Below are 25,002 nucleotides of genomic sequence, written 5' to 3' on the forward strand. Positions count from 1 at the left end.
AAACATTCAGCTCTTGTTCATCTGCGCAAGATAACAATGAAAAAGCACGCTTGCCGCTTTACCCTGGCGAGCATGGAGATTCGCGGCATATGTTTCTTATTTTTATAGGATCTTTTACACTGTCCGAAGAATTCAACACAGGTGATTTTGATGAAACCAGCCCTAATATTGCTCGCCATAGCGTCACTCCTGTTTCCCCTACATGGATACAGTGCGGACTATGGAATATCGGCGGCCAGTAGCAGCATCTTGATGGCGGCTCAGAAAAATACGAATCAAAATCTACGTGTTAAAAATCGTCAGCAGGCCACTCAGATGGTAAAGGGGCGCTATAACGCCAAGGTCCTGAGCGTGCAATCATCACGGGTCAATGGCAACCCAGGCTACCGCGCCAAGTTGCTCAGTAAAGATGGCCTGGTCTTCTATGTCGCCATCGACGCCGTCACAGGACAGATGAGCCGACAATAACCTGCTAAGAAAGGACACGCCAATGCGATTACTACTGGTTGAAGACGATTTAGCCCTTCAGGAAAATTTGAGACAACACCTGCTCGATGCCAACTACACCTTAGACATCGCCAGCGACGGCGAAGAGGGCCTGTTTCAGGGACGAGAGTATCCCTACGACGCCGCCATTATCGACGTGGGACTGCCTAAGTTAGATGGTATCGCGCTGATCGCCAGGTTAAGAGAAGAGGGAATAGACTACCCCATACTGATCCTGACCGCCCGCGACAACTGGCAAGACAAGGTCGAGGGCCTGGATGCTGGCGCAGACGACTACCTGACCAAGCCGTTTCATCCCGAAGAGCTGGTTGCCAGGCTCAAGGCGTTGATCCGCCGGGCGGCGGGTAAGTCCAGCCCTGTGATTCAAAACGGGCCCTACTCTCTCAACACCAGCAGCCACGAGATCAAATTTGGCGACCAGGATGTCAGCCTGAGCGGCTCCGAATACAAGCTGTTCGAGTACTTCATGCTGCATATCGGCGAGGTGAAGTCCAAGAGCATTCTCATCGAGCACATCTATGATCAGGATTTCGACTTAGATTCCAACGTCATCGAGGTCTTTATCCGCCGTCTGCGTAAGAAACTCGACCCCGACGGCCAATATGGGCTTATCGAGACATTGCGTGGCCAGGGCTACCGCCTCAAGCCACTGGATAACAGTTAAGCTTTCGAGGCCATTTGATGAGCAGCCAGCGCGCCCCACAGGGCAAACTCAACTCCCTCAGGGTTCGCCTGATCCTCAGCGCCCTGCTGCTGATATTGCTGCTGCTGCCCACCATTGGCTTCGCCCTCAACAACGCCTTTAAACAACAGGTGATGACCAACGTCAGAGAGCAGCTAAGCGCCTACCTCTATTCTGTGCTGGCGGTGGCCGAGATGGACGATGGCAAGCTCTATATGCCAGAGGCGCTACTGGAAAATCAGTTCAATGTCATAGGCTCAGGCCTCTACGCAGTGATCGACAGCGCAGGCGATCATGGAACTGATAGCGTCCGCCTGGGTGAAAACCAAAATGACAGCCAGAGCGATAACCAAACTGAAAGTGACCGCCAGGCCAGCGTTGAGCCCCTCTGGTCATCCAACTCCTTTCTAGGGTTAAACATCACGACGCCCCTGCCCCATCCCAAGGTGGGACGCAGCGAATTTGGCGAGCTGATGTTAGAAAAACAGCCCCATCTCATCTACAGCTTCAGCGTACGCTTCGCCCCCGGCGAGGCTCAGCGCCGGAGCGCACCAATCACCATCCACATCATCAAAGATCTCGACGGCGTGGCGCAGCAGCTCAAGGCCTTTAGCCAACATCTGTGGAGCTGGCTGGTGGTGTTGATGCTGGTACTGCTGGCGATTCAATTTGCCTGGCTGGCCTGGACATTAAAACCCCTAGCGCGCTTCAGAGAGGAGCTGGGACAGGTACAGCGAGGCGAGGCGGAGCAGCTCAGCGGCCATTACCCCAATGAACTGCAGGCGGTGGCCAAACAACTCAATACACTGCTGAGCACAGAGCAGCGCCAGCGCAGCCGCTATCGCAACGCCCTCTCTGACTTGGCCCACAGCCTCAAGACGCCACTGGCGGTGATCCAGAGCCAGAAAGACCTCAGCCCAACCTCGCTTGAGCAGGTCGGACAGATCAATCGCACCATAGGCCACCAACTCAAACGTGCCCAGAGCGCCGCCGGTAACGCCTGGCACCTGGGGATCAAGGTCAGCCTGGTCTCCGACAAGCTGCTGCGCACCCTGGTCAAGATCCATCCCGGGGTAGCCCTCAGCTATGGCAAGGCCCCAGAGGAAAACCAGATCTTCTACGGCGATCAGAGCGATCTCACCGAGATGCTGGGCAACCTGCTGGATAACGCCTGCAAGGCGGCACGCGGCAAAGTGATGCTGAGCGTCGGCGCTGACAATGGAAAGCTCATCATCAGCGTCGAAGATGACGGCGCCGGCGTTAGCCCAGAGCAGCGTCAGCTCATACTCGAGCGTGGACGACGCGCCGATACCTATGAGAAGGGCCACGGCATAGGACTCGCCATCGTCGGCGACCTGGTGCAGAGCTATCAGGGAGAGCTCACCATAGACAGCTCGGCGACGCTTGGAGGCGCCAAATTCATCCTGAGCTTCCCCCAACAGTTCGCCGAGTAGTCAGAGTTCAGGCTTAAGCGTGAGCAAAAGCCGGTTTTGATCTAAAGCCTAAATCATCTCTGTTCGCATTTATTTATTATTTTCTACCCCATTTTTAGCTTTCAGCTAATGTTCATCTTGGGCCTTTTATTATCTGAGTAAATCCAATGACAGATAAGCCTAGGAGACGTTATGAAAAGCATCAGACAATGGACTTTGCTCCTGCTCATTGCCCTTTCACAGTCACTGCTTACCCCTTCAGTGTCGCGGGCAGAAGACGCTGTTCAAGAGATCCAATTTAGTGATGCCGAGCTGGCACAGATGCTGGCCCCCATCGCCCTGTATCCCGACAGCCTACTCACCCACATCTTAATTGCCTCCACCTATCCGCTAGAGGTGGTGCAGGCCAATCGTTGGCGCAACAAAAACAAGTCGTTAGAAGGCGCTGAGGCGGTTAACCGCGCTGAGAAACAGGACTGGGATCCCAGCGTCACCGCCTTGGTCGCCTTTCCCGACCTGCTGCAACGCCTGAGTGACGATCTCGAGTGGACTCAGAAGCTGGGCGACGCCTTCTTGCAGGACGAGGAGCGAGTGCTGGACAGCATTCAGAGCCTGAGACAGCAGGCCGAGCGCGCCAATGCCTTCGACGAAATGGAGAATATGAAGGTCACTAAGGTCAATCGCCAGATCGTTATCGAGCCTGTGCAGCGTGAGGTGATCTATGTGCCTTACTATGACACCCGAGTAGTCTACGGCCATTGGCACTGGTACAACTACCCGCCAGTATATTGGGCCTATCCGCCCCATTACGCCCGTTACTACCCGGGTCATATTTCGGGACACTTCTACTTCAACAGCGGCATACATATCAGCTTTAACTACTTCTTCAGTGCGTTTAGCTGGCATCAGCGTCACATAGTGGTGACCCATCACCATCATACGACTCGCTACCGCCCTTACAGCCGAATCGTGACCAGCAGCGGCGCCCAACGTTGGCACCACAAGCCGGTCCATAGACACGGTGTGGCGTATCGCTCGCCAAAGGTTAAGGCCCGCTACGACAAGTATCGTCCTAACCGCTATGACGTAAAACACAATAGCAGCATGGAGCGCTATTCCAATTCAAAGCAGGCCAAGCCGAGTCAGGCCAAGCACTATAACGCGGCGCAGGTTCAAAAGCGCCGCGAGCAGAACTTCAGCCATAAGCTGAGCGATGCTCGCGGCCAGCATGACCGTCATCAAAACGCGCATAAGACGCCGACCAAGTATTACGAGAAGCGCGACCGGCTCAGCCTTAATGACAAGGCCAATCGCTCATCGAGCAATAAAGCCGACAACAGGACGAAAGAGTGGAATAGAGAGAAGAGCCGTCAGCACGATAAGAGCCCTCAGCGAAACGACAGCTATCAGCGTGAGATGAATAGCCATCAGCGAGAAGTGAAAAGCCATGAGCGAGAAGTAAAAAGTCATCAGCGCGACAATAAGAGTCATCAACAGCAAAGCTACCAAAGAGAGAGGAGCCCTCAGCGAGAAGTGAAGAGCCCTCAGCGAGAAAGGAGTCATCAGCCCCAGAGCTATCAAAGAGAGAGGAGCCCTCAGCGTGAGATGAAGAGCCCTCAGCCTGTGAAGAGCCATCAGCGGGAAAAGAGCCATCAGACCAATAACGGTCGCGGAGCCTCATCTCACAATCAACAGGGCCGAACTAAGCAACGTGATAACTAACATTATTGGCGGTGGCAATCACCGCCACCATTTTTCTCGAGCCAGATTTCAATACTCGGATCCCGCCCCCTATTCACCTAAATCTACCAGCGTCTTAATCTAACAGCCTAGGGCGCCACGGCAAGCCATAGAAGCGGTAGTAGCCCACCAGATTACTGCCGATAAACAGCAGCTCCATCACCACAGCCGTCGGCGAACCCAGCAGATAGTTGTTAAGCAGCCAGATGCTGGTACCCACTAACATCAGCTGTCTCAGGCGTTGATCCCTTGAACAGAAGGCGGCGATAGTCTGAGTACAGCTACCGGCAAAACTTATCAGGCTCAGGGGGCCGGCATAGGTAAATAGGGCGATCAGGCTATTAATCCCCAGGAACAGCCAGAGCAGGCGCCGCGAGTGCGAAAATACGGTTACCAGATAGCGAATCGCGGCAACCAACATGAGCCCGGCGGCCGTCCACTGGAGCAGCAACGCAAAATGAACGCTGATTAATACCCCAGACAGTGCGAGGCAGAGCACTATGTGGCGCTTCTGCTTGAATTGAAAAGAGAGAATGTCTGTAACGATCGCCATGGCGATCAGACATTGAGAGAGAAGAAACAGCGACATACACCACCTAAGATTTCAACATGCGAAAGATGGCGCTAGTATGGTTCAGCCTTGATTCAAGGCGCATTAACTTAAGATAAGCCGGGAAAAATCTTTTCGGTGCTGATATGTACTAGCTTATACCAAGGCAGAGAAAGTGTCGCACCGATATCTTTTCACCTATAGCAACAAGTCTATCTTTTTAAACTACTGATTCTCATTCGTTCCTCTCATCAGTTAGTCTCAGGCTAGGCTAGCCTGGCCTTGAGCCGCGACAGACTCACGGGCGTGATACCTATATAGCGAGCCAGCTGCACGTTACTCAGGCACTCGACCCACATGGGCCTATGGTTGACCAGATAGAGATAGCGCTCCTCGGGACGTTTGAGCAGCAAGAAGGCCTCCTTCTCCTCCTTGTACAGCAGCTGTTGACTCAGCAGAGCGATCAGCACGGCTTGCCAGCTAGCCTGTTTGAGCAATGCTAGGGGGAAGCGCACCAGGGTCGCGTCAATCACCGCCTCCAGCTGATAGGGCGCCGCATCCCCCGTCAGCAGGCTGTGATAGAGCAGACAGAGCTCCCCTTCGAAATAAAACTCCTTCGAAAACAGGCCGCCACAATCGCCATAATACTGAGCCCCCAAGATGCCACCGACGATGAAATAACCATGCTCCTGGCAGGCCCCTTGGTGCAGCAGTATCTCACCTCTGGGCGCGCGAATGCATTTGGCCTGACTCAGCGCCTCACAACATTCATTATCCGCCAGCCCAAGCTGACCTAGTCGCTCAGCAAAAATGCTAAGGGCATCATTAGCTGGTCTCTGTGTCACTCTGTTTCCTCTGCGCTCTGTTAGGGCCCTGATGATAGCACTCCCAGACGACGCTGAATAACCATCGCTCTATTCGCCAGAAACGCATGAGCATATCAGTGAAACGCCTCCTTTAAACCGCGCCGCTTTTTAGGCTAGACTCAGAGGTCATCCATGATTTTATTTAGTTTTTTAACCAGCGGAGAGCCACAGATGTCAACACGCGTTTTTGTGATAGCCCAGTTTCGTCCCAAGGCGGGAAAAGCCGCCGAACTCTTCGAGGTACTCAAGGCACTTGAGCCCGACTCATTGCGGGAACAGGGCTGTATTCAGTACATTCTCACCCGCCAGATAGATCATCCGAGCGCCAGTCGCACCGACTACCCTATCGTCTTCAACGAGATCTGGGCCGATGGCGAAAGCTGGGCGGCTCACGGCCGTCGCCAGCAGATCAAACACTTCTTCGACACTCAGGTAAGCGACCCCGCAGGCCTGGTGGATGATGCCATAGTGACCGCCTATACCGACGAGGGCTACGAATACGACGCCCCGGTATTTATCTAGCCATTTGTCTAATCTTCGCCTCAAGAGATAAAAAAACGCAGCCTAGGCTGCGTTTTTTTTGAGCGTTTTCATGGCTTTCGCTATTAGTTAGCCACACCTGTCGCGGCCTGGTTTTGCGCCGACCAGAGGGTCACGCGAGCCTGACTGTCGAGGCCATTAACCATACGCGCCACCTGATCTTGGGTGAAGTTGGCGTATTGATCTGAGTAGGCCATAAAGTTCTGCCAGTTGATGGTCTGTCCCATGCAGTTGACTATGCCGCCATCACCCGGGTTCATCTGCCAGCTGTTTTGCTGCGGTGTATCGCAGTTTTCATCGCCCGTGGTGCCGCAGCGGCGCTCCATGCCACGTTTACAACCGCCTTCGAAGGTGTGGATCAGATCCAGGAAGTGACCAAACTCGTGGGTCAACACAGAGCGAAAGTTCTCGTCGGTATTGCTACCAAGGTAGGCGCCGTTGTAGGTCACCCGTGCCAGTCCCTCGTCTGACATTGTGGTATCCGGGTACCAGGCCACCCCTGAATTGTTGGTCACCCCATCGGCATAGAGGTCGTTCTGAATATAGACATTCATGTACTTATAGTTATCCCAGTGATCCCGCTTCACATCTGAACTGGAATAGTTACCCGCCCCGGACGATGCCGGATGATAGACGATACCCGAAGTGGGATTCCCCTGGGGATCGATACTGGCTAGGCGAAACTCGATATTGAGCGCCTGCTTCACCCCTTGGAACTCGGCATCTATGTCGGCAAAATCGGCGGTGCGCCCCTGAAAGTCTTCGTTGGTCTTGTTGAGCGCATCTATGATCACCGCATCTGTCACCGTCTTGCCATTGAACTGGGTGCCATACACATGAAACACCACAGGGATCACGTAACTTGGGTTCGCCGACAAGGCTAGCGCCGAAGGGGTATCGCCCGTCGCCACACTGGCGTCATCACCAGGCTTAGCCATGGCACGCTTACGCTCAAACAGCTTGGCATGACGAGCCTTAGCCTCAGCCTCGGCAGCAGGGAAATTACGATAATGCTGAGCGTTGATCTCCCCCGCCTTACAGTGATCGGCGGCAAACTCGGGCTGCTTGGCGCTAACGCCTGCGCTAGTGGTCAACAGGGCGGCCAGGATAGATAAAGTCAATTTGTTGGTCATGTTATTAGTCACTCTTATTGTTAGCTTTTTAGGGTAAATCGCCCTCTCCCTGGCGTCTGCGCTTCCTTTCGGGTGAATAACAACATTACCTATTGAGATAAAATATTCTGTATACAATATACCCAAATAAAAATAGGAGTAAACCCAAATGTGAATATTTTGTAAATCCGTAATTTCGCAGAGACACTGGGTTGCAGTGACTCAACGGCAACTCAGCTCAAAGCTAAAGAGACAGAAAAGTATGTTGATTGAACGGGGAATATTGCTGGCTAAGCGCCAGCCAAGATTTGTAGTATCAAGCTAATTTTATTAAGGTAATTACATTAAAAGACACAAGATAGCCCAAGTGCGATCGCCTAACGCGCAACAAGAGAAAAGCGTCGCCAAAGATAACGCTCTGCCAGATAGAAAGTGCAGACAAATAGAAAACGCAGAAAAAGAGAAAGCGCCGCTAAAGATAAAGCCTTGGCAGCAACTCGACTCGACCTAATGGGCTAAATATTCGGGCTTGTCTAGCGCCTTACTTCCCTGCTATCGACCAAAATCCACTAATAACCAGTCTGGGCGCCAGCCCTCGCCCTGAGCAGTTTAAACTTATGAAATCCCAGGTTTCTCAGCCTTTGTAGATCGAAATCTATCATGCCCTGCATCTCTCTCGCCTTAAGATCTTGGGAGCACTTAAACTCGCCCCCCTGCCCCTTATTAAACTTAGAGATAGACTTGTAACAGATACGCGCCGGACAGGTGTAGGCACAACCTGCATTGGCAAACAAACGAATACGATCTTTCTGCGCCAAGGCCGCCAAGAAGGCCTCATCATCGTTGAGCACCATAGGAAGCACCAGGGTGTCGTAGAGCCCAAAGGCCTCTTCGATCTGCTCGGGTTTTAGCAAGTTCTTAATCACGCTGGCTTCGATGTCATAGTCGGGAAACTCCTGCTTGATCCAGTAGGCCAGGTCATCGCTTGTGCAGATAATAGAGTTGCGCTTGTGATGATACTTAGCCAGCAAGGCGCGATTGGCGTCGAACTCTTCCTTGGTGGCAAAGTGGTTGGTAAAGGGAATTCTAAGCCCAATACCATGATCCGCCAGCAGGCCCGTGTCCCGCTCAGACAGCTGACGCATCAGATAGAAACGCCCGCCATATAGGGTCGATGGCTCGACGAAACCAAATACACTCTCAATCTGCCCAAGGGGCACCGCGGCAAAGTGTTGTTTTAAAAACTTAATCACTGACTGATGATCCGCCTTGCCCCGCGCCGAGATGGTATAGGTACTCTTGGGTGTATTGTTCTCGCAGCTATCTGCCTTGTTGCTCATATCATTGCTTCGTTAACCTTTAGATAACAAAACAATATAAAGCTATGCCTGCCAGACCACTATGACACAGATCAAATAGCAACCTGTCCCACGTCGACATAAAAAAACGCAGCCATTGGCTGCGTTTTTGTCTTAGAAAGACTAAGGATTAATCGCCGAAGTCGTCCAGTAGTATGTTCTCCTGCTCAACCCCTAGGCTTTCTAGCATGTTGATCACCGAGGAGTTCATGATCGGAGGGCCACACATGTAGAACTCACAGTCTTCCGGCGCCTTGTGATTCTTCAGGTAGTTCTCATAGAGCACATTATGGATGAAGCCTGTGTAGCCGTCCCAGTTGTCCTCTGGGAGAGGGTCCGACAGGGCCACGTGCCACTCGAAGTTATCATTTTCCGCCGCCAACGCGTCGAACTCCTCCTGATAGAAGATCTCGCGGCGTGAACGGGCACCGTACCAGAAGGTCATCTTACGCTTGGTCTGCTCACCCTTAAGCTGGTTAAAGATGTGTGAGCGCATCGGCGCCATGCCGGCACCACCACCGATAAACACCATCTCGGCGTCTGTCTCCTTAACGAAGAACTCACCGAAAGGCCCTGAGATGGTGACCTTATCGCCCGCCTTGAGGTTAAAGATGTAAGAGGACATCTTACCCGGTGGCAGCCCTTCTGATGGCGGCGTGGCGATACGCACGTTCAGCATGATCACCCCTTTCTCATCCGGGTAGTTGGCCATGGAGTAGGCGCGCAGCACGTCTTCCTCTACGGTCGAGACCAGATCGAACAGGCCATACTTTTCCCAGTCATCACGGTACTCGGTCGGGATATCGAAATCGCTGTATTTCACCTCGTGAGCAGGCGCCTCAATTTGAATGTATCCGCCCGCCTTGAACTTCACATCTTCCCCTTCGGGCAGCTTGAGCAACAGCTCCTTGATGAAGGTGGCCTGGTTATCGTTAGAGATCACCTCACACTGCCACTTCTTGACGCCGAAGATCTCCTCCTCCAGCTCGAGCTCCATATCGGTCTTCACCGCCACCTGACAGGCCAGACGACAACCCTCTTTGGCCTCTTTCTTGTTGATATGATCGCGCTCGGTCGGCAGGATATCGCCGCCACCCGACTTAACCTTTACCCGGCACTGACCGCAGGTACCGCCGCCGCCACAGGCCGACGGAATAAAGATATTCTTGCTCGCCAGGGCGCCCAGTAGCTTATCGCCCGCCGCCGTGGTTATGCTCTTGTCATCATCGTCGTTGATGCGGATGCTCACGTCACCGTTGATCACCAACTTGCTCTTGGCGACTAAAATCACCATCACCAGCACACACACCACTATGGTGAACATGCCTATGCCTATTGCCATTTCCATCTAATAACCCTTTTCTTAATGCACTGACACTAGCACGCCCGTTACAGCGAGATGCCGGAGAAAGACATAAAGCCCAATGCCATCAGGCCCGTGGTAATAAAGGTGATCCCCACACCTTGCAGTCCGGCTGGAATGGCGTGAAACTTCATCCGCTCACGCAGACCCGCCAGCAGCACGATGGCCATCGCCCAGCCAAGACCAGAGCCGGTGGCAAACACCACTGACTCACCCAGGGTGTAGTCGCGGTTGGCCATGAAGATCACCCCGGCGAAGATGGCGCAGTTAACCGTTAGCAACGGCAGGAAGATCCCCAGGCTGTCGTACAGGCTAGGAATATACTTATCCAGAAACATCTCCAGGATCTGCACCAAAGCCGCAATCACACCGATAAAGGTGATGAGCTTGAGATAACTCAGGTCCAGCTCGGGATAACCCGCCCAGGCCAGGGCGCCGGGTGCCAACACCTTAGAGTAGATAAGCTGGTTCAGCGGCACCGCAAGTGTCATCACCACGATAACCGCAATACCCAGACCGAAGGAGGTCGATACCTTCTTCGACACGGCCAGGAAGGTACACATGCCCATGAAGAAAGAGAGCGCCATGTTGTCGATAAAGACGGCCTGAACAAAGAGATTGATATAGTGTTCCATAGCCTTAACCTCGCTTACGCTGGATAACATTGATGGCCCAGATCAGTAAGCCAATCAGGAAGAATGCACTCGGCGGCAACTTGAACATCTCGTTGGCCAGATACCAGCCGTCGTTCTCGACCGTCTTTAAGATCTCATGGCCAAACAGGGTGCCGGCGCCCAGTAGCTCACGCACGAAGGCGACGCTGAGCAGGATAACGCCATAACCCATGGCGTTGCCCATGGCATCCACCACAGCCAGATGCGGCGGCATCTTCATGGCGAAGGCTTCGGCGCGGCCCATGATGATACAGTTGGTGATGATCAAGCCCACAAACACCGACAGCTGACGCGACAGCTCGTAGGCCACATCCTGCAGCACCATGTCGACGATGATCACCAGGGATGCGATCACCGTCATCTGAGCGATGATGCGCACGCTGTTAGGAATAAAGTTACGGATGCTGGAGATGATCAGGTTGGAGAAGACCAACACGAAGGTCACCGCCAGGGTCATCACCAATGCGGTCTGCATCGAGTTGCTCACCGCCAGCGCCGAACAGACCCCCAGCACCTGCATGGCCACGGGGTTATTGGCGAAAATCGGGCCGGTTAGAATGTCCCGGGTCGCCGTCATACTCTTACTCATCTTAAACCTCCGACGCTTTTAGCTTGTGAAGGAAGGTCTGATAACCTTCGACCCCGAACCAGAACTGCATGGCACGCTGTACGCCGCGTCCCGTCATGGTCGCGCCGCTCACGGCATCTACACCGTGGAGATCGCCGGCCTTAGCACCGCCCTTGACCACCTTGAAGGAAACCTGTCCCTTCTCATCAAACAGCTGCTTGCCCTTAAGCTTGTCGGTCCAGGCCTTGTCGTCGAGGAAGTCGCCGATACCCGGTGTCTCACCATGCTCGTAGAAGACCACGTTTTCTATGGTGTTCAAGTCTGGCTTGAGCGCCACATAACCATAGATGATCGACCAGAGCCCCTTGCCATAGATAGGCAGCACCACGGCGTGCAGCTCGCCCTTGTCGTCAAACACCTTGAACACGCGGGCCTGATTGGCGCGGGTCTTGATTTTGGCGATATCTTTCTTGGGCTTGCTCGAGGTCTGCGGATTGATGGCCGCCATGCGGTCGTCGAAATCCAGCACGTTCGCCTGGCTATCGATAACTCCAGTGTCCAGCTCCACCAGCAGAGGCTTCACAGACTGCTCGAAGATGGCGCGAAAATCTTTGTCGCCGCTGATATCGATATCGGCGGCCAGCAAGACGTTGCGCTTAAGCTCGTCGCGCTTCTTCACCAACTTACGTTCTTTGAGTACCTCGGCCGTTCCTGTGATCATAAAAGAACAAGAGAGGCAGAGGACGAGTGTGAAGATCATGGTCCCCACAACGGTATCTTTCTTAAATGCCATTAGCGTTGCTTCTCCATAGTGGCGCGCTCTCTGGAACGACGAAACAAAAAGGATGCGAAGATTGACGACCAGAGGTTGGCGGTCTGGATCCTTAACATATGTTCTGACTTATAAGGCATTGCGTTTCAGCCTCCGCTTCATGTTGCTGCGCGCCACCAGGTAATCGAAGAGAGGCGCCCACAGGTTGGCAAACAGAATCGCCAGCATGATCCCTTCAGGCATCTTGAGATTCAGCACGCGGATAAGCACTGTCATGAAGCCGATCAGGGCGCCGTAGGCAAACTTGCCTTGGCGGGTATAGGCGGTAGTCACAGGATCTGTGGCCATAAACATCATCCCCAGGGCGAAGCCGCCGGTGACCAGATGCCAGGTCCAAGGCATGGCGAACATCTCGTTCTTGGCCGAACCGATAAGGTTGAACAGCACGGCGGTTGCCACCATACCGGCCATCACACCGGCCACCACGCGCCAGTCGGCCAGGCGAGTCAACAGCAGGAACAGGCCGCCGATCAGAATGGCCAGGGTGCTGGTCTCGGCGATAGAGCCGACGGTGAAGCCGAAGAAGGCATCCCACCACAGCGGGTCGCTAAAGGCCTGATACCAGGTGTAACCCTCGAAGCTCATCTTGCCTGCGGCAGTCTGAATCAAGGTTGTCGCTCCCGAGAAGCCATCGACCGCCACAAACTGGGCAATCTGCGCCACCTCGGTCGGGTAGGCAAAGTAGATAAAGGCGTAACCAGCCAGCGCAGGGTTAAGGAAGTTGTACCCCATGCCGCCAAACACCTCTTTGGCCATGATCACCCCGAAGGTGATACCAAGGGCCACGATCCACACCGGTGTCGATACCGGCAGGATCAGGGTAAACAGCAAGGCGGTGACGAAGAAGCCTTCATGCAGCTCCTGGCGACGCACCTTGGCGAACACCATCTCCCAAAACAGGCTCACCAACAGCGCGGTGAGATAGATAGGCAGGTAGAAGCTCAGGCCATAGCCAAACAGGCCAAAGAAACCGCTCTGCTCGCCGAGGCCGCCGGTGATGGCATTGAACGGCAGTAGCTGCCAAACATCGGGAGTGGTCAAGCCAGAGGCCAGCGCCAGCTGCGCCTGCAGACCCAGGTTATAGATGCCGAACAGAATCGCCGGCAGCAGACACAGACCCACCAGGGTCATGGTACGTTTTACATCGATCGCATCACGAACATGCACCTTACCTTTGGTGCTACGGCCATGGGCATAAAGCAGCGAGCGCAGGAAGCTACGCATCGACGAGCCGTGGGCATAGTAATTCTCTTGCACATCTGGCTTATTGTCTTGCTTACTCATTAACCTTCCCTCTCAATAATATCTAGGCAGATGCGAAGTTCCCGTCCGAAGTCATACTTGCCCGGACAGACAAATGTACACAGGGCCAGATCTTCTTCATCCAGCTCTAAGGCCCCCAGGGCCTGCGCCTCATCTGTGTCACGCACCACGAGGTCGCGCACCAAAAGGGTCGGCAGGATATCCAGCGGCATCACGCGATCCAGCTGACCGAAGGCCATCATGGCGCGGTGTGAACCACCGGCGTGAGTGGTCAGGTCGAACAGACGCTTAGTCGCCTTGAAGCGAGAGGTCACGGCGCGGGTGATAGAGAACTTGTCTGCGCCGCCGCGCACCCATGGCAGTAGCTGATGTTTAGCGTCTTCCGCCAGCACGGAGATCTGCTGATGGAAACGGCCCAGATAATCGTGAACGCCAAAGGCGGTATGGCCGGCCAGCACAGAGCCTGACACCACACGGTTGCTGCCTGGCTTGATCTCCCCCTCTACCAAGGTGCTGAGCTGAGCGCCCAGCTGAGTGCGCAGCAGTCTCGGATTGAGCGCCGTCGGGCCACCCAGAGCCACGACGCGATCTGTGTAGAGCTCACCTGTCAGGAACAGCTTGCCGTAGGCGATCACATCCTGATAGCCAAGGTGCCATACTGGGCGTTCCAGGCTGGCAGGCGCGATGAAATGAATATGGGTGCCCACCAGGCCAGCGGGATGCACACCGGCAAAACGATGGCTCTCGACACGCGCGAGGTCGGCGCCCGGCAGGGCTTCACCGGCATCGTGACATAGGTGGATCTTGCCAGAGGTGAGATAAGTCAGTACTTGAAGTCCGGCGGCAAAGGCCTCGCGCTGCTCAGCGATGATCACGCGGGGATCGGCCGCCAGCGGGTTGGTGTCCATGGCGTTGACGAAGATGGCGGCAGGTTCGCTGTCGAGCAGGGGCACGCGCGAAAAGGGGCGAGTGCGCAGCGCGGTCCACAGACCACTCTCGACCAGGTTTTGCTGCACGGCTTCACGGCTGAGGCGGCTCAGATCTGAATAGGCCTTAAAGGTGACTTGCTCATCGCCCTCGACCTGGATCACCACAGACTGCAACACACGACGCTCGCCGCGGTTGATCTCGACGACCACACCACTGGCCGGCGCGGTAAAACCTATGCCCGGCGCCTTCTTGTCTTCGAACAGGGTCTGACCCTTCTTCACCCGATCGCCGACCTCCACCAAGAGGGTGGGTTTCAGGCCAACATACTCTTCACCCAGGAGTGCCACCTTTGCAGGACGAGCGCAGCAATCTATCTCTTGCCTCGGCTCGCCGGCGATAGGCACATCTAGGCCCTTCTTTATCGTCTTAATCTTGTCTGGAAAACCTGCCATCGCAAACATCAACCGTTACTAAATTGGGATGCCTCATGGTAAAAGTTTGTTAACCGGGATTCCGCTATTGAGGTCACATTCCGACACCAGCTTGTAACTTAGCTACAGTTTTTCCGCCGGATTTGTGATCCTGATCGCTGGCGAATCCTAAGAACTGTTAACAATGTAGTTTTATAACAATAAAACAGGTAAAGGGGATGCCGCTTATTTAGCTGGGGCTAAAACATTCAATTTGGGACAAAAATTGCTCGACTCGAGTGATGTCATCCGGGCTCATTTTTTGATGCAATAGGATCCAGAGAAAAAAGCCGGATAGCCAATCCGCTCTCGAGCCAATTCGACCATAAAACTCACCTCATAGAGCAAATCACCTGCAAACCAAAAAGATTTAGACATCTAGAAGTCTAAATGCTATGGTCATTTTTCGATCACAGGTTTTCAGTTAAGCGATAGGATGAATTAGATGAAACTCGAATCTCTAGCCCTGCATCATGGATATATCTCGGAAGCGACCACCAAGGCGGCGGCCGTGCCCATTTATCAGACCACCTCTTATACCTTCGACGACACCCAGCATGGTGCCGACCTGTTTGATCTTAAGGTGGCGGGCAACATCTATACCCGCATCATGAACCCCACCACAGATGTGCTCGAACAACGCCTGGCCGCCATCGAAGGCGGTATCGGCGCACTGGCGCTGGCCTCCGGCATGGCCGCCATCACCTATGCGATTCAGGCACTGACACAGGTGGGCGATAACATCGTCAGCACCAGTCAGCTCTATGGCGGCACCTATAACCTGTTTGCCCATACCCTGCCCAGACAAGGCGTCGAGGTGCGTATGTCGGCCTTCGACGACTTCGATGGCCTGGAGGCCCATATCGATGACAAGACCAAGGCGCTGTTTTGCGAGTCTATCGGCAACCCGGCGGGCAATATCGTCGACATCGCCCGTCTGGCCGAGATAGCCCACAGGCATGGCGTGCCGCTGATCGTCGACAATACGGTCGCCACTCCAGTGCTCTGCCGCCCCTTCGAACATGGCGCCGATATCGTCATCCATTCACTTACCAAATATATTGGCGGCCACGGCACCACCATAGGAGGGGTGATTATCGACTCGGGCAAGTTCGACTGGGCGGCCCAGCCTAAACGCTTCGCCCTGCTCAACGAGCCAGACCCCTCCTATCATGGTGTGGTCTATACCCAGGCCTTCGGTCCGGCAGCTTTTATTGGTCGCTGCCGCGTGGTGCCACTGCGTAATACCGGCGCCGCCCTCTCGCCCCAGAGCGCCTTCCTGTTACTGCAAGGCTTAGAGACGCTGGCCCTGAGAATGGAGCGTCACTGCGACAACGCCCTGGCCCTCGCCAATTTCCTCGAGCAGGACCCCAGGGTCAGCTGGGTCAACTATGGCGCGCTGGACAACAGCCCCTACCGCGACAACTGTGAGAAGATCACCTCGGGTAAGGCCTCGGGCATCATCAGCTTCGGCATCAAGGCGGAAGATAGCGAGGCGGCCAAGGCGGCCGGCGGACGTTTTATCGATGCCCTGCAGATGATCCTGCGCCTGGTCAACATAGGCGACGCCAAGTCCCTGGCCTGCCACCCGGCCACCACCACCCACAGACAGCTCAACGGCGAAGAGCTGGCCAAGGCCGGGGTATCGGAAGATCTGATCCGCATCTCGGTCGGTATAGAGCATATCGAAGATATTATCGCGGATGTCTCTCAGGCGCTGGATAAGGCAATCTAATTTAAACGGCTCCTGCAAAGCGCTTAGATAACTGACTTAACAAGCCAACTCAGATATCGGCCCCAAGCACCGCCCTACGAGGCGCGGCCATTGGGGCCGTTTTTTATCTCCACTTTAAGCCCGCTCCTGGCGTTAACACGGCCTCAAGGGCTAGGCGCGCAAGCAAGAAGTTGAGGCAAGCGCTTGAAAATACGGTGGTAACATTAAGTCTTGGGATAGGCTATGATGCCGAAGCGGTCTAGATGCTAAAAAGGAGAAGGCGGGCATGAAGACAAAGAGGTCAAAAGCTTGATGATGCACAGGCAAGCGATCGAACATATCCCCGTCTTTGGCTCGTCATCTCAGCTGTTTAAGCCGGTTGCTCGGGAGTATCCTGATGGCCAGCTACTGGCGCCCCATTGGCACCACGCCGCCCAACTGATTTACGCCGAATCCGGCGTGATGGAACTGAGCTGCCAAGAAAGTTTCTGGATAATCTCGCCTCAGCAAGCCCTGTGGGTGCCTGCCGAGCTGCCCCACAGACTCAAGGCCCGAGGCCAAGTCAGTCTGCGTAGCGTCTATTTTCAACCAGATGCCCTGCCCGAGCGCTTCTCCAAGCAGCCCCAAAGCCTAGTGGTCAGCCCCCTGCTTAGCGAACTGATGAAGAGTGCGATGCCGGTGACCAGCAGCAGCCCACCCAGCAGCAGAGAGGTGCACCTGATGCACCTTCTGATGAGTGAGATCGGCTGGGCACAAGAGATCCCCTTGAAGCTCCCCATGCCAAAAGATAACCGGCTACAGAAGATCTGCCTAGGCTTGCTCGCAGATCCCGGCAACAGTAGCACCCTTAGCCAATGGGGGGAGATAGTCGGCGCATCACCCAGAACCTTATCCCGGCTATTTCAAACCCAGTTGGGGACGAGCTTTGCCATTTGGCGTCAACAGGCCAGAATATTCGCCGCCATCCCCAGGCTAAATCTCGGCGAACCCATAGTACGGGTGGCGATGGAGATGGGCTATGATTCTGCCGGCGCCTTCGCATCGGCATTTAAAAAGATGATGGGAGTCACCCCAAGCGAGTTTCGCACGCAAGTTGTCTGATTAGCGAAGATACCTGTCCGTTTCAAGGCAGACCCCTTCGCCCTCTCGCCTTACTATTTTCTCGTTTCCTCATATTTGAGGTTCAGAGTTAATGAGTGATAGAGAGGTGATTATGAGTCGATTTACCCGCCACAGCGTTAAGGTGCCAGCCAACGGAGTCGAGCTAGACGCCTGGCTTTATCTGCCTATTCGCGAAGAAGCATCCCTGAATAAACCAGCCCCGGCGATTGTGATGAGCCACGGCTTCGCCGCCGTTAAAGAGCTGTACATCGACAAGTTCGCCGAGGCATTTGCGAAGGCGGGCTTTGCCGTGCTGCTCTATGACCACAGAAATTTCGGCAAGAGTGGCGGTGAACCCCGAGGCGAGATCATCCCCTATCAACAGATAGAAGATATGAGAGAAGTGATCAGCTGGCTGAGCTTTAATCCCGAGGTTAACGCCGAGCAGATAGGCGTGTGGGGCACAAGTTTTAGCGGTGGACATGCCATCATGGTGGGCGCCTTAGATCGCCGGGCGAAATGTGTCGTCGCCCAGGTGCCGACCATCAGCGGCTATCAAACGTTCCTTCGCCGCGCAGGTTCACGGCTCAGCGCAGTGCAAGACGAATTTGAGCAAGACAGGGCAAGGCGCTACAAGGGCGAGACGCCCACTTACATAGGAGTGATCCCTCAAGAAGAGCTGCCCGGCATCTATGCCAGCGATGAAGCCATGGCGTTTTACAGCAAAGCCTGGACGCTCGCCGAGGGATGGGAAAATCGGGTCACACTCAGGTCCAGCGAAAAAGCGAGCGAGTATGAGCCTGGCCTATGGATAGCGCGCGTCAGTCCAACGCCGCTCTTGATGATAGTCGCTGAAAATGACACTGTCACACCGACAGACTTAGCCCTATCGGCCTTTAACAGGGCGCTAGAACCCAAGCGGCTCTGCCTGCTGCCAGACGGTCACTTCGACCCCTATGTGACACACTCGACGCGCTCGATAACGGAGGCGATAGCATGGTTTAGCAAATACCTGAAATAAGATTCGAATCAGGCTTTAGTGGCCGAGGTCGCAAAAACCGTTCACTCAGATTTCTTGATTAAGGTCATGGTTTTACGCCTTTTACCCCTAAGCCATAGGTATAATGCTATCTCTGCCGATGTGTTGACTATAATGATGGGTAGCGATTTGCGCGCAAGCAGGCGACAGGCCAAGGGAGCGGCACATGTACTACACCTCGACGGACCTTAATCAGCACCCCTCTATCATGAGCAAGCTGTCACACCTTCACGCCACCACCCAGGCCAAGCTGCCGCAGATCACCCGTATCGCCGTCGCCCTATTCGACCAGGACAGCGACATAGTGCGCACCTTCATCTATAGCGGCAAGCCCTCCCCCCTCAACCACTATCAGGCCAATCTCAGCCAGTGCCACTCGCTGCAAGAGGTTGCCCGCTCCAGACAGGCCAGGATAGTGCAAGATCTTGGCATCTACAGAGACAGCCGACACGAGCACGCCATCAAGATCTATGAGGCGGGCTATCGCAGCAGCTATACCCTGCCCCTGCTTTCAGGCAATACCCTGCTGGGCTTTATCTTCTTTAACGGCGACGATGAGCAGGTGTTCGACAAGCGCTGCGTGGAGCATCTGGATCTTATCGGCAATCTGCTGGCGCTGATGGTGATCAACGAGTTGAGCGAGGTGATCACCCTGGCCTCGACCATGAAGACCGCCATAGATGTCACCCATTTTCGTGACCCGGAAACCGCAGGACACCTGAGCCGCATGGCCCATTATTCGCGGCTGATCGCCCAGCGAGTGGCGGATGAGAGAGGCTTAAATGATCACTTCATCGAACATATCTTCATGTTTGCGCCTCTGCACGACATTGGCAAGATCACAGTACCCGACGAGATCTTGTTTAAGCGTGGCCCGCTCACCCCAGATGAGCGCACCGAGATGCAGAAACACTGTGAGTCGGGCCGGGATCTTATCGACAAACTCTTGTGTAACTATCGCCTGAGTAACCTGGACCACACCAAGATGCTGCGCAATATCGTACTCTGTCATCATGAGGCGATGGATGGCTCCGGCTACCCAGCGGGACTGATTGGCGAAGCTGTGCCGATCGAGGCAAGAATCGTGGCGGTTGCAGACGTGTTCGATGCCCTCACCAGTGAGCGCCCCTACAAGGCCGCCTGGACCAATAGCGATGCCTTTGCCGAACTGGCACGTCTGGCGGGCAGTAAGCTGGACGCCGACTGTGTCGCCGCCCTCCATGAGGCTCTCCCCGAGGTGCTCAGGATTCAAGCCACCTTCGACTCCACCGAGTTCTAATGCTAGCAGCAAAAAGATTGGGCGCGAAAAAGCAAAATAGGTAGCAAAGCATTAGCGCCAAAGGCCACTGATCTGAGACCTGAGATCAGAGCGCAGAAAAGGATTAGCACTGAGCTAGGCATCAATATGATCAGCAAAAGAAGATAAGAAAAAGGCCTGCCAAGCCAGGGCGCTAGCAGGCCTTTGTTACTCACTATATCTCTCACCTTGAAAACAAGATTTTAAAGCAGAGACACTTAGTCAGAAACATTAGGTCAGAGACACTAAGTAAGAGACACCAAGTAAAAGACATTGAGTCTCAAACATTTGTCTGGCAGAAATCTTAGAAACGACCGACTACGCCAAGACCGATATTTACGCCATCGAAATCTGAATCCAATACGCGAGCCAATTCGAAGTTAGCCGAGAAGTTATCAGAAATACGTAGCCAGTAAGCGGTTCTCACGTCGAATGCATCATCATCGTCGGTATTGGTGTAACCCAGCCCCACAGACCAAGCATTGTTCACATACCAGTCTGCACCCAGATTGATCATGTCGTCGCTATCGCTGTGAGTCCAGTTAGCCTGCAGATCCACACCGGCAGTAGATTGTAGCGCGATATAGCTGCGAACCTTCACACCATAGCTCTCTTCCACGCCTTCATCACCATCGGCGTAGAAGACAGACACAGCTGATGTGTCGTTGAAGTAGTAACCCACTTCGGCGCCATAGGTGTCGAAGTCAAAGTTAGCATAGTCGTGCTTGTTATAGTTCACGCCAACAAACCACTTAGAGGCGAATACATAAGTACCATCGATACCGTAAGAGTCCAGGTCGGCATCGTCGAAGTTGCTGTAGTAAGCACCCAGGTTAGAGCTTTGCGCCAGGAAGCCATTTAGGGCGTATGGGCTGCTTTTCTGATCCACTGGCGTCACATAGTAGCGGTAGTTCGCGTTCCAGATACCATCGCCAAACTCTTCAGAATTAGACTTATAGTTCAAACCGGCTTCGTGTTGAAAGGCATTGTCCTGGGCAGCGATGGCGCTCATGCTGCTAAGACCAAGAAGAATGGCAACGGCTGTTACTGATTTTTTCATCAATGTATTCCCTTATATTTATGAAGCTAGGAGAATAAAAGACAAAAAATAGAAAGGTGTTTTACACAATCCATTGTAAAATTCTGATATTTATGAGAATAAATATCCGGCGCTCTCCTAGCGGCGCTAACGATACGCCATAGTTTAGGAAAAGTGCAATAAAAACTTCATAAAAGCCAATCAATAAAACATTAATAAAAACAATGAGCAACAAATAGATAACAAGTGATACCTAAAGGTTACACTTCGCCACCCTGACTCAAAGACACCCCGCTGCTTGCTCTCGTATCCTCATAAGCCATTAATTTTTAGAGACCACTAATCCTAAGACGCTTTAACCTTATCGGAAATTAGTGCTCGGCGAATAGCGGCGCTGGGCAGCTAGTTGCTCAGGGCAATCTTGGGCTCTGGGTAGTCAGTTGCTCTAGTTCTATTTAGCGCTAGACAGTCTTAGTCGCTTTTGCCTGCTCACGTTCATCGAGGATCAACATTCCCTGAGTGATCGCCTGCACCGCCCTGGACTTAAACTCGCGGCGATACAGGGTATAGACCACCACCAGGCTAGAGACGATAAACAATAGCGGATGGAAGAACCAGCCCAGCACAGCCATCGAAAAATAGTAGGAGCGCAGGCCATAGTTATAGGCGTGGGCAGCCCTGTCCTGCACTATCGCCATCTGCAGCGCATAGGCCTTTAGCTGCTCATCTTGACCACTCTTATCGACTGGGGTCGCCCCCACCATGACGTTGAGAAAACCATACTGGCGCATCGACCAGGTAAACTGAAAGAAGGCCATCACGAAGATCAGCGTCAATATGCCAAGTTTGAACTGGATCAGCATGTGAACCGGCGGCGCCGTCATGGGGATAGAGGCGATCACCGCCTCCAGACGCTCGACCTGGGCAAACAGGGTCAATACCCCGGCAAGCACCAGCATAGTGGTACTGGCGAAGAAGGTGATGTTTCGCTCAAGATTAGCCAGCAGGGCTGCCTCCGCCACCCTCACCTCGCGTCCTAGCAGCTGATACATCCAATGAATACGATGCTGATGCAGGCAACGGGCGATACAGTTAGTGTTCTTGGCCTTCTTGCGGGCAAAGCGGGCGTAACCTATCCAGCAGCTAAAGAAGCAGGTCACGGCGATAAGGTCGAGCAGGTAATTATTCATTATGGATTCAACTTGTTAACAAGGGTCAAAGTGGTCAAAGGCTGCCAAGATTCATTTAATCATAGCCCATTGATATTGCAACTCAATTTCCTCGTATCTTAATGTCTAATTGGTGTGGTTATGCGCGATCGCTCCCTCAGGCGGCTCATCGCCAGCAAAAGCATGACAGGTGACAATTGTCGGCTGGCTATAAGGTACAGTTAAATGGGTGCAAACGAAGAAACGCAGGTAAATTAGAACCGATCCCAATGCCTGCATATTCGACCATTTCTGCTGCAATATCTGCGGTTTATCTGGATGCTCGCCCTGTTAAGACCACCTTCTCGATGCAATCGGCTACAAATAGATGGAAAACGAGCAGGAAAACACAAGACCGTCCGCGACTTAGGCTATACCTGTCTGCAATTCTTAGCTAAGATGGTCAAGAAATTGTTACACCCATGTTTTCCGGCATGAGACCCGTTAACAATTGCAACATCACCAAACACAAGAGTTTAATAATAAAGGATTATTTATGAAGTCAATCTCAAATGCTCTGTTTACAAGCCTGATCGCATTAGGCCTCTTGCTCACTGGCTGTAGCGGCGGTGGCAGTGGTAGCGATACCTCTGGCAGCGGTGGCTCCATAGGCACGGGCAGCACGGTGAAATGGGTCGAGGGAGAATTTACCCCCTATGCACAATTGGCCAACCAATGCGATGCGGGTCTCAAGGAAAAACTGTGGTTACGTTCTTGGAGTAACGACACCTACCTATGGTACAGCGAAATCATCGACAGAGATCCGGCGCCTTACCAAGTCTTAGAATATTTCAGCCTACTGAAAACCGAAAACCTGTCGGCCACGGGCAACCCTAAAGATCAGTTCCACTTCTCTATGCCCACCAGCGAATGGGAACAGCTCAATCAATCGGGTGCCTCGGTCGGCTATGGCATGAGCTTCCACCTCCAGCAGGCCAGCAGCACAGTAGACAGAAAGGTTACCGTGACCTACACAGAGCCTAGCTCACCGGCCACCAGCGCCAATATCGCCCGCGGCGCCGTCATCGTCAGCATAGATGGCGTGAGCGTGAAAGATGCCAACGACACGGCCTCGATCAATACCCTGAATAACGGCCTCTTCCCCAGTGACGACGGCCAGCAGACACGCTTCACCATCCTAGATCTTGGTGCCAGCCAGACCCGTGACGTGGTTCTTACCGCGCAAACCGTGGTCTCTACCCCAGTGCAGAATACCAAGGTGCTCGCCAGCCCATCTGGTAACGTGGGTTACTTCCAATTTAACTCCCACATCGCCACGGCAGAGCGCGGCCTCTATGATGCCATCGCCACGCTGGCCAATGCCAAGGTAGACGATCTGGTACTGGATCTGCGCTACAACGGCGGCGGCTTACTGGCCATGGCGAGCCAGCTGGGCTACATGATTGCCGGCCAGCAGGCAACGCAAAATCGTATCTTCGAGCGCAGCACCTTTAACGACAAGTACCCCACCAAAGATCCTGTCACCGGCCAGACATTAACGCCTATGCCTTTCATCGATGAAACCATAGGCTTTAATCCAAGTCTGTTGAGCGGCGGCCAGAGCCTGCCAAGCCTTAACCTGTCACGGGTATTCGTGCTCACCACAGACAACACCTGCTCCGCCAGTGAGGCGCTGATCAACAGCCTGCGCGGCGTCGATGTCGAGGTGATCCAGATTGGCGGCACCACCTGTGGTAAGCCCTATGGCTTCTACCCAACGCCAAACTGCGCCACCACCTACTTCACCATTCAGTTCAAGGGGGAAAACGACAAGGGCTTCGGCGACTACTCAGACGGTTTCGTCCCCAGCAGCAACCCGACGCTACAAAGCGAAGTGCCAGGCTGTGACGTAGCAGATGATTTCAATCATGCCTTAGGCGACCAAGATGAAGGCCAGTTGGCTGCGGCCCTCTACTACCGTGACAACAACAGCTGCCCGGCTCAGGTGGCTAAGGCGTCCCGTGCCCAGGCGAAACCCCAGTTTGTCGATGCGGGTTATGTGCTGCAAGATACCCGCAATCAAAACCTGCTGTTTAATAACCGGATTCTGACTCAGCCTAAGTAGGATTTATGATGAAACGCATAGTTCATATCATGCTCGGCGTCATGCCGTTAACGCTCCTTGGCTGCTCACTACAGGCACAAGATGCAGCTTTGGCAGATCCTGTGCCTGCCCCAGTGCCAGCAATAATTAGCGAGCCGAGTGCAGAGAGTCTGGCTGAGCTGGAAAACGCCATCGCCAAGTTGTTACAGATGGAGAAGGTGACCCTAGCCGCCGACGCGTTCACCCGAAACAGTCGATTGGCGTTTGAGCGCAATCCCCATAGGGATCCTAATGGTCAACTGTTGATGGGCCGTAACTTTGAGCTGCCGCAAATCGTCCAGCTTTGGATTAGCGGTGATGAGTGTTTTATCTTAGATACCGAGGAGCATCGTAGTGCGCCGCTGACAGTGACTCGCTGCTCTCCTGAATAAGCCATGTGGAATAAACCAGGCTGAATACAATCAGCCTGGCTATTTGCCCATGACGATGAGTCATCCCCACGACGGCTGCTTACCCAAAGCAGCCGTCGTTTTTTATTATTAGTGCACTCATAGCTAATCTTATCTGCTGGCCGCGAACCTATCATCAGGCCTAAACTTTGGCGTTCCCCCTCCCCAACGACAAGGACCCATTCTGCAAACATCATCAAGCTCACTGGGCGCGTTAGGCGAG

The 25,002-nt window shown here is 53.7% G+C and carries 23 protein-coding genes; 11 read left to right on the plus strand and 12 right to left on the minus strand.

What is annotated here, in order from left to right:
• Positions 1 to 150: 150 nt before the first annotated feature.
• The 4 genes from K0H80_RS13750 (at position 151) to K0H80_RS13765 (ending at position 4,344) form a co-directional block, all read left to right on the plus strand.
• On the plus strand, positions 151 to 468 hold the full coding sequence (locus K0H80_RS13750; protein WP_220071944.1) for a PepSY domain-containing protein: 318 nt from the start codon (positions 151 to 153) through the stop codon (positions 466 to 468).
• Between the two features lie 22 nt (positions 469 to 490).
• A complete protein-coding gene (locus K0H80_RS13755) occupies positions 491 to 1,171 on the plus strand; it encodes a response regulator transcription factor (RefSeq protein WP_220042982.1) in 681 nt (226 codons plus the stop codon).
• Between the two features lie 17 nt (positions 1,172 to 1,188).
• Entirely contained in the window at positions 1,189 to 2,643 is a 1,455-nt protein-coding gene (locus K0H80_RS13760; RefSeq protein ID WP_220071945.1) for an ATP-binding protein, read from the plus strand.
• A 171-nt stretch (positions 2,644 to 2,814) separates the two neighbouring features.
• Positions 2,815 to 4,344 carry a DUF3300 domain-containing protein gene (locus K0H80_RS13765; RefSeq protein ID WP_258406101.1) on the plus strand — a complete coding sequence of 510 codons (1,530 nt, stop codon included), beginning with the start codon at positions 2,815 to 2,817 and terminating at the stop codon, positions 4,342 to 4,344.
• A gap of 94 nt (positions 4,345 to 4,438) precedes the next feature.
• On the opposite strand, the gene K0H80_RS13770 is transcribed toward K0H80_RS13765, so the two are convergent.
• The gene (locus K0H80_RS13770; RefSeq protein ID WP_220071946.1) at positions 4,439 to 4,951 is read right to left on the minus strand and encodes a YgjV family protein; all 513 of its coding nucleotides are present in this window, start codon (positions 4,949 to 4,951) and stop codon (positions 4,439 to 4,441) included.
• Between the two features lie 227 nt (positions 4,952 to 5,178).
• Positions 5,179 to 5,757, minus strand: coding sequence for a Crp/Fnr family transcriptional regulator (locus K0H80_RS13775; protein ID WP_220071947.1), 579 nt, complete (start codon positions 5,755 to 5,757; stop codon positions 5,179 to 5,181).
• A gap of 192 nt (positions 5,758 to 5,949) precedes the next feature.
• Here K0H80_RS13775 and K0H80_RS13780 point away from each other — a divergent pair, with 192 nt between their 5' ends.
• Entirely contained in the window at positions 5,950 to 6,300 is a 351-nt protein-coding gene (locus tag K0H80_RS13780) for a putative quinol monooxygenase (RefSeq protein WP_220071948.1), read from the plus strand.
• A gap of 83 nt (positions 6,301 to 6,383) precedes the next feature.
• On the opposite strand, the gene K0H80_RS13785 is transcribed toward K0H80_RS13780, so the two are convergent.
• The 8 genes from K0H80_RS13785 to K0H80_RS13820 form a co-directional block, all read right to left on the minus strand.
• Positions 6,384 to 7,451, minus strand: a complete 1,068-nt coding sequence (locus K0H80_RS13785; RefSeq protein WP_220071949.1) for a M43 family zinc metalloprotease — start codon at positions 7,449 to 7,451, stop codon at positions 6,384 to 6,386.
• 548 nt (positions 7,452 to 7,999) lie between these two features.
• Entirely contained in the window at positions 8,000 to 8,770 is a 771-nt protein-coding gene (locus tag K0H80_RS13790; protein ID WP_220071950.1) for a hypothetical protein, read from the minus strand.
• A gap of 148 nt (positions 8,771 to 8,918) precedes the next feature.
• Positions 8,919 to 10,136, minus strand: a complete 1,218-nt coding sequence (nqrF, locus tag K0H80_RS13795) for an NADH:ubiquinone reductase (Na(+)-transporting) subunit F (RefSeq protein ID WP_011866501.1) — start codon at positions 10,134 to 10,136, stop codon at positions 8,919 to 8,921.
• 41 nt (positions 10,137 to 10,177) lie between these two features.
• Entirely contained in the window at positions 10,178 to 10,786 is a 609-nt protein-coding gene (gene nqrE, locus K0H80_RS13800; protein ID WP_011866502.1) for an NADH:ubiquinone reductase (Na(+)-transporting) subunit E, read from the minus strand.
• Positions 10,787 to 10,790: 4 nt separating this feature from the next.
• Positions 10,791 to 11,414: an NADH:ubiquinone reductase (Na(+)-transporting) subunit D gene (locus tag K0H80_RS13805; RefSeq protein ID WP_011866503.1), complete on the minus strand. Its 624-nt coding sequence runs from the start codon at positions 11,412 to 11,414 to the stop codon at positions 10,791 to 10,793.
• A gap of 1 nt (position 11,415) precedes the next feature.
• A complete protein-coding gene (locus K0H80_RS13810; RefSeq protein WP_220071951.1) occupies positions 11,416 to 12,186 on the minus strand; it encodes a Na(+)-translocating NADH-quinone reductase subunit C in 771 nt (256 codons plus the stop codon).
• A 108-nt stretch (positions 12,187 to 12,294) separates the two neighbouring features.
• Complete coding sequence (locus K0H80_RS13815; protein ID WP_220071952.1) at positions 12,295 to 13,509, minus strand: NADH:ubiquinone reductase (Na(+)-transporting) subunit B; 1,215 nt, start codon at positions 13,507 to 13,509, stop codon at positions 12,295 to 12,297.
• Positions 13,509 to 14,870, minus strand: a complete 1,362-nt coding sequence (locus K0H80_RS13820) for a Na(+)-translocating NADH-quinone reductase subunit A (RefSeq protein ID WP_220042992.1) — start codon at positions 14,868 to 14,870, stop codon at positions 13,509 to 13,511. Before K0H80_RS13820 ends, K0H80_RS13815 begins: the two co-directional genes overlap by 1 nt.
• Before the next feature lie 463 nt (positions 14,871 to 15,333).
• On the opposite strand from K0H80_RS13820, the gene K0H80_RS13825 reads away from it, so the two are divergent.
• The 4 genes from K0H80_RS13825 to K0H80_RS13840 all read left to right on the plus strand — a co-directional run bounded on the left by K0H80_RS13825 (position 15,334) and on the right by K0H80_RS13840 (position 20,021).
• Positions 15,334 to 16,623: an O-acetylhomoserine aminocarboxypropyltransferase/cysteine synthase family protein gene (locus tag K0H80_RS13825; RefSeq protein ID WP_220071953.1), complete on the plus strand. Its 1,290-nt coding sequence runs from the start codon at positions 15,334 to 15,336 to the stop codon at positions 16,621 to 16,623.
• Positions 16,624 to 16,914: 291 nt separating this feature from the next.
• On the plus strand, positions 16,915 to 17,703 hold the full coding sequence (locus K0H80_RS13830; protein WP_220071954.1) for an AraC family transcriptional regulator: 789 nt from the start codon (positions 16,915 to 16,917) through the stop codon (positions 17,701 to 17,703).
• Between the two features lie 112 nt (positions 17,704 to 17,815).
• Positions 17,816 to 18,724, plus strand: coding sequence for an alpha/beta hydrolase (locus K0H80_RS13835; protein WP_220071955.1), 909 nt, complete (start codon positions 17,816 to 17,818; stop codon positions 18,722 to 18,724).
• Between the two features lie 184 nt (positions 18,725 to 18,908).
• Positions 18,909 to 20,021: an HD domain-containing phosphohydrolase gene (locus K0H80_RS13840; RefSeq protein WP_220071956.1), complete on the plus strand. Its 1,113-nt coding sequence runs from the start codon at positions 18,909 to 18,911 to the stop codon at positions 20,019 to 20,021.
• Positions 20,022 to 20,343: 322 nt separating this feature from the next.
• On the opposite strand, the gene K0H80_RS13845 is transcribed toward K0H80_RS13840, so the two are convergent.
• Positions 20,344 to 21,099, minus strand: coding sequence for a putative porin (locus tag K0H80_RS13845; RefSeq protein WP_220071957.1), 756 nt, complete (start codon positions 21,097 to 21,099; stop codon positions 20,344 to 20,346).
• Positions 21,100 to 21,539: 440 nt separating this feature from the next.
• Positions 21,540 to 22,268, minus strand: a complete 729-nt coding sequence (locus K0H80_RS13850; protein WP_144200757.1) for a DUF599 domain-containing protein — start codon at positions 22,266 to 22,268, stop codon at positions 21,540 to 21,542.
• Between the two features lie 514 nt (positions 22,269 to 22,782).
• On the opposite strand from K0H80_RS13850, the gene K0H80_RS13855 reads away from it, so the two are divergent.
• Together K0H80_RS13855 and K0H80_RS13860 are read left to right on the plus strand one after the other, a co-directional pair.
• On the plus strand, positions 22,783 to 24,351 hold the full coding sequence (locus K0H80_RS13855; RefSeq protein WP_220071958.1) for a S41 family peptidase: 1,569 nt from the start codon (positions 22,783 to 22,785) through the stop codon (positions 24,349 to 24,351).
• A gap of 5 nt (positions 24,352 to 24,356) precedes the next feature.
• Positions 24,357 to 24,761 carry a hypothetical protein gene (locus K0H80_RS13860; RefSeq protein ID WP_258406102.1) on the plus strand — a complete coding sequence of 135 codons (405 nt, stop codon included), beginning with the start codon at positions 24,357 to 24,359 and terminating at the stop codon, positions 24,759 to 24,761.
• Positions 24,762 to 25,002 lie beyond the last annotated feature (241 nt).

This window comes from Shewanella aegiceratis (assembly GCF_019457495.1).
GTDB lineage: Bacteria > Pseudomonadota > Gammaproteobacteria > Enterobacterales > Shewanellaceae > Shewanella > Shewanella loihica.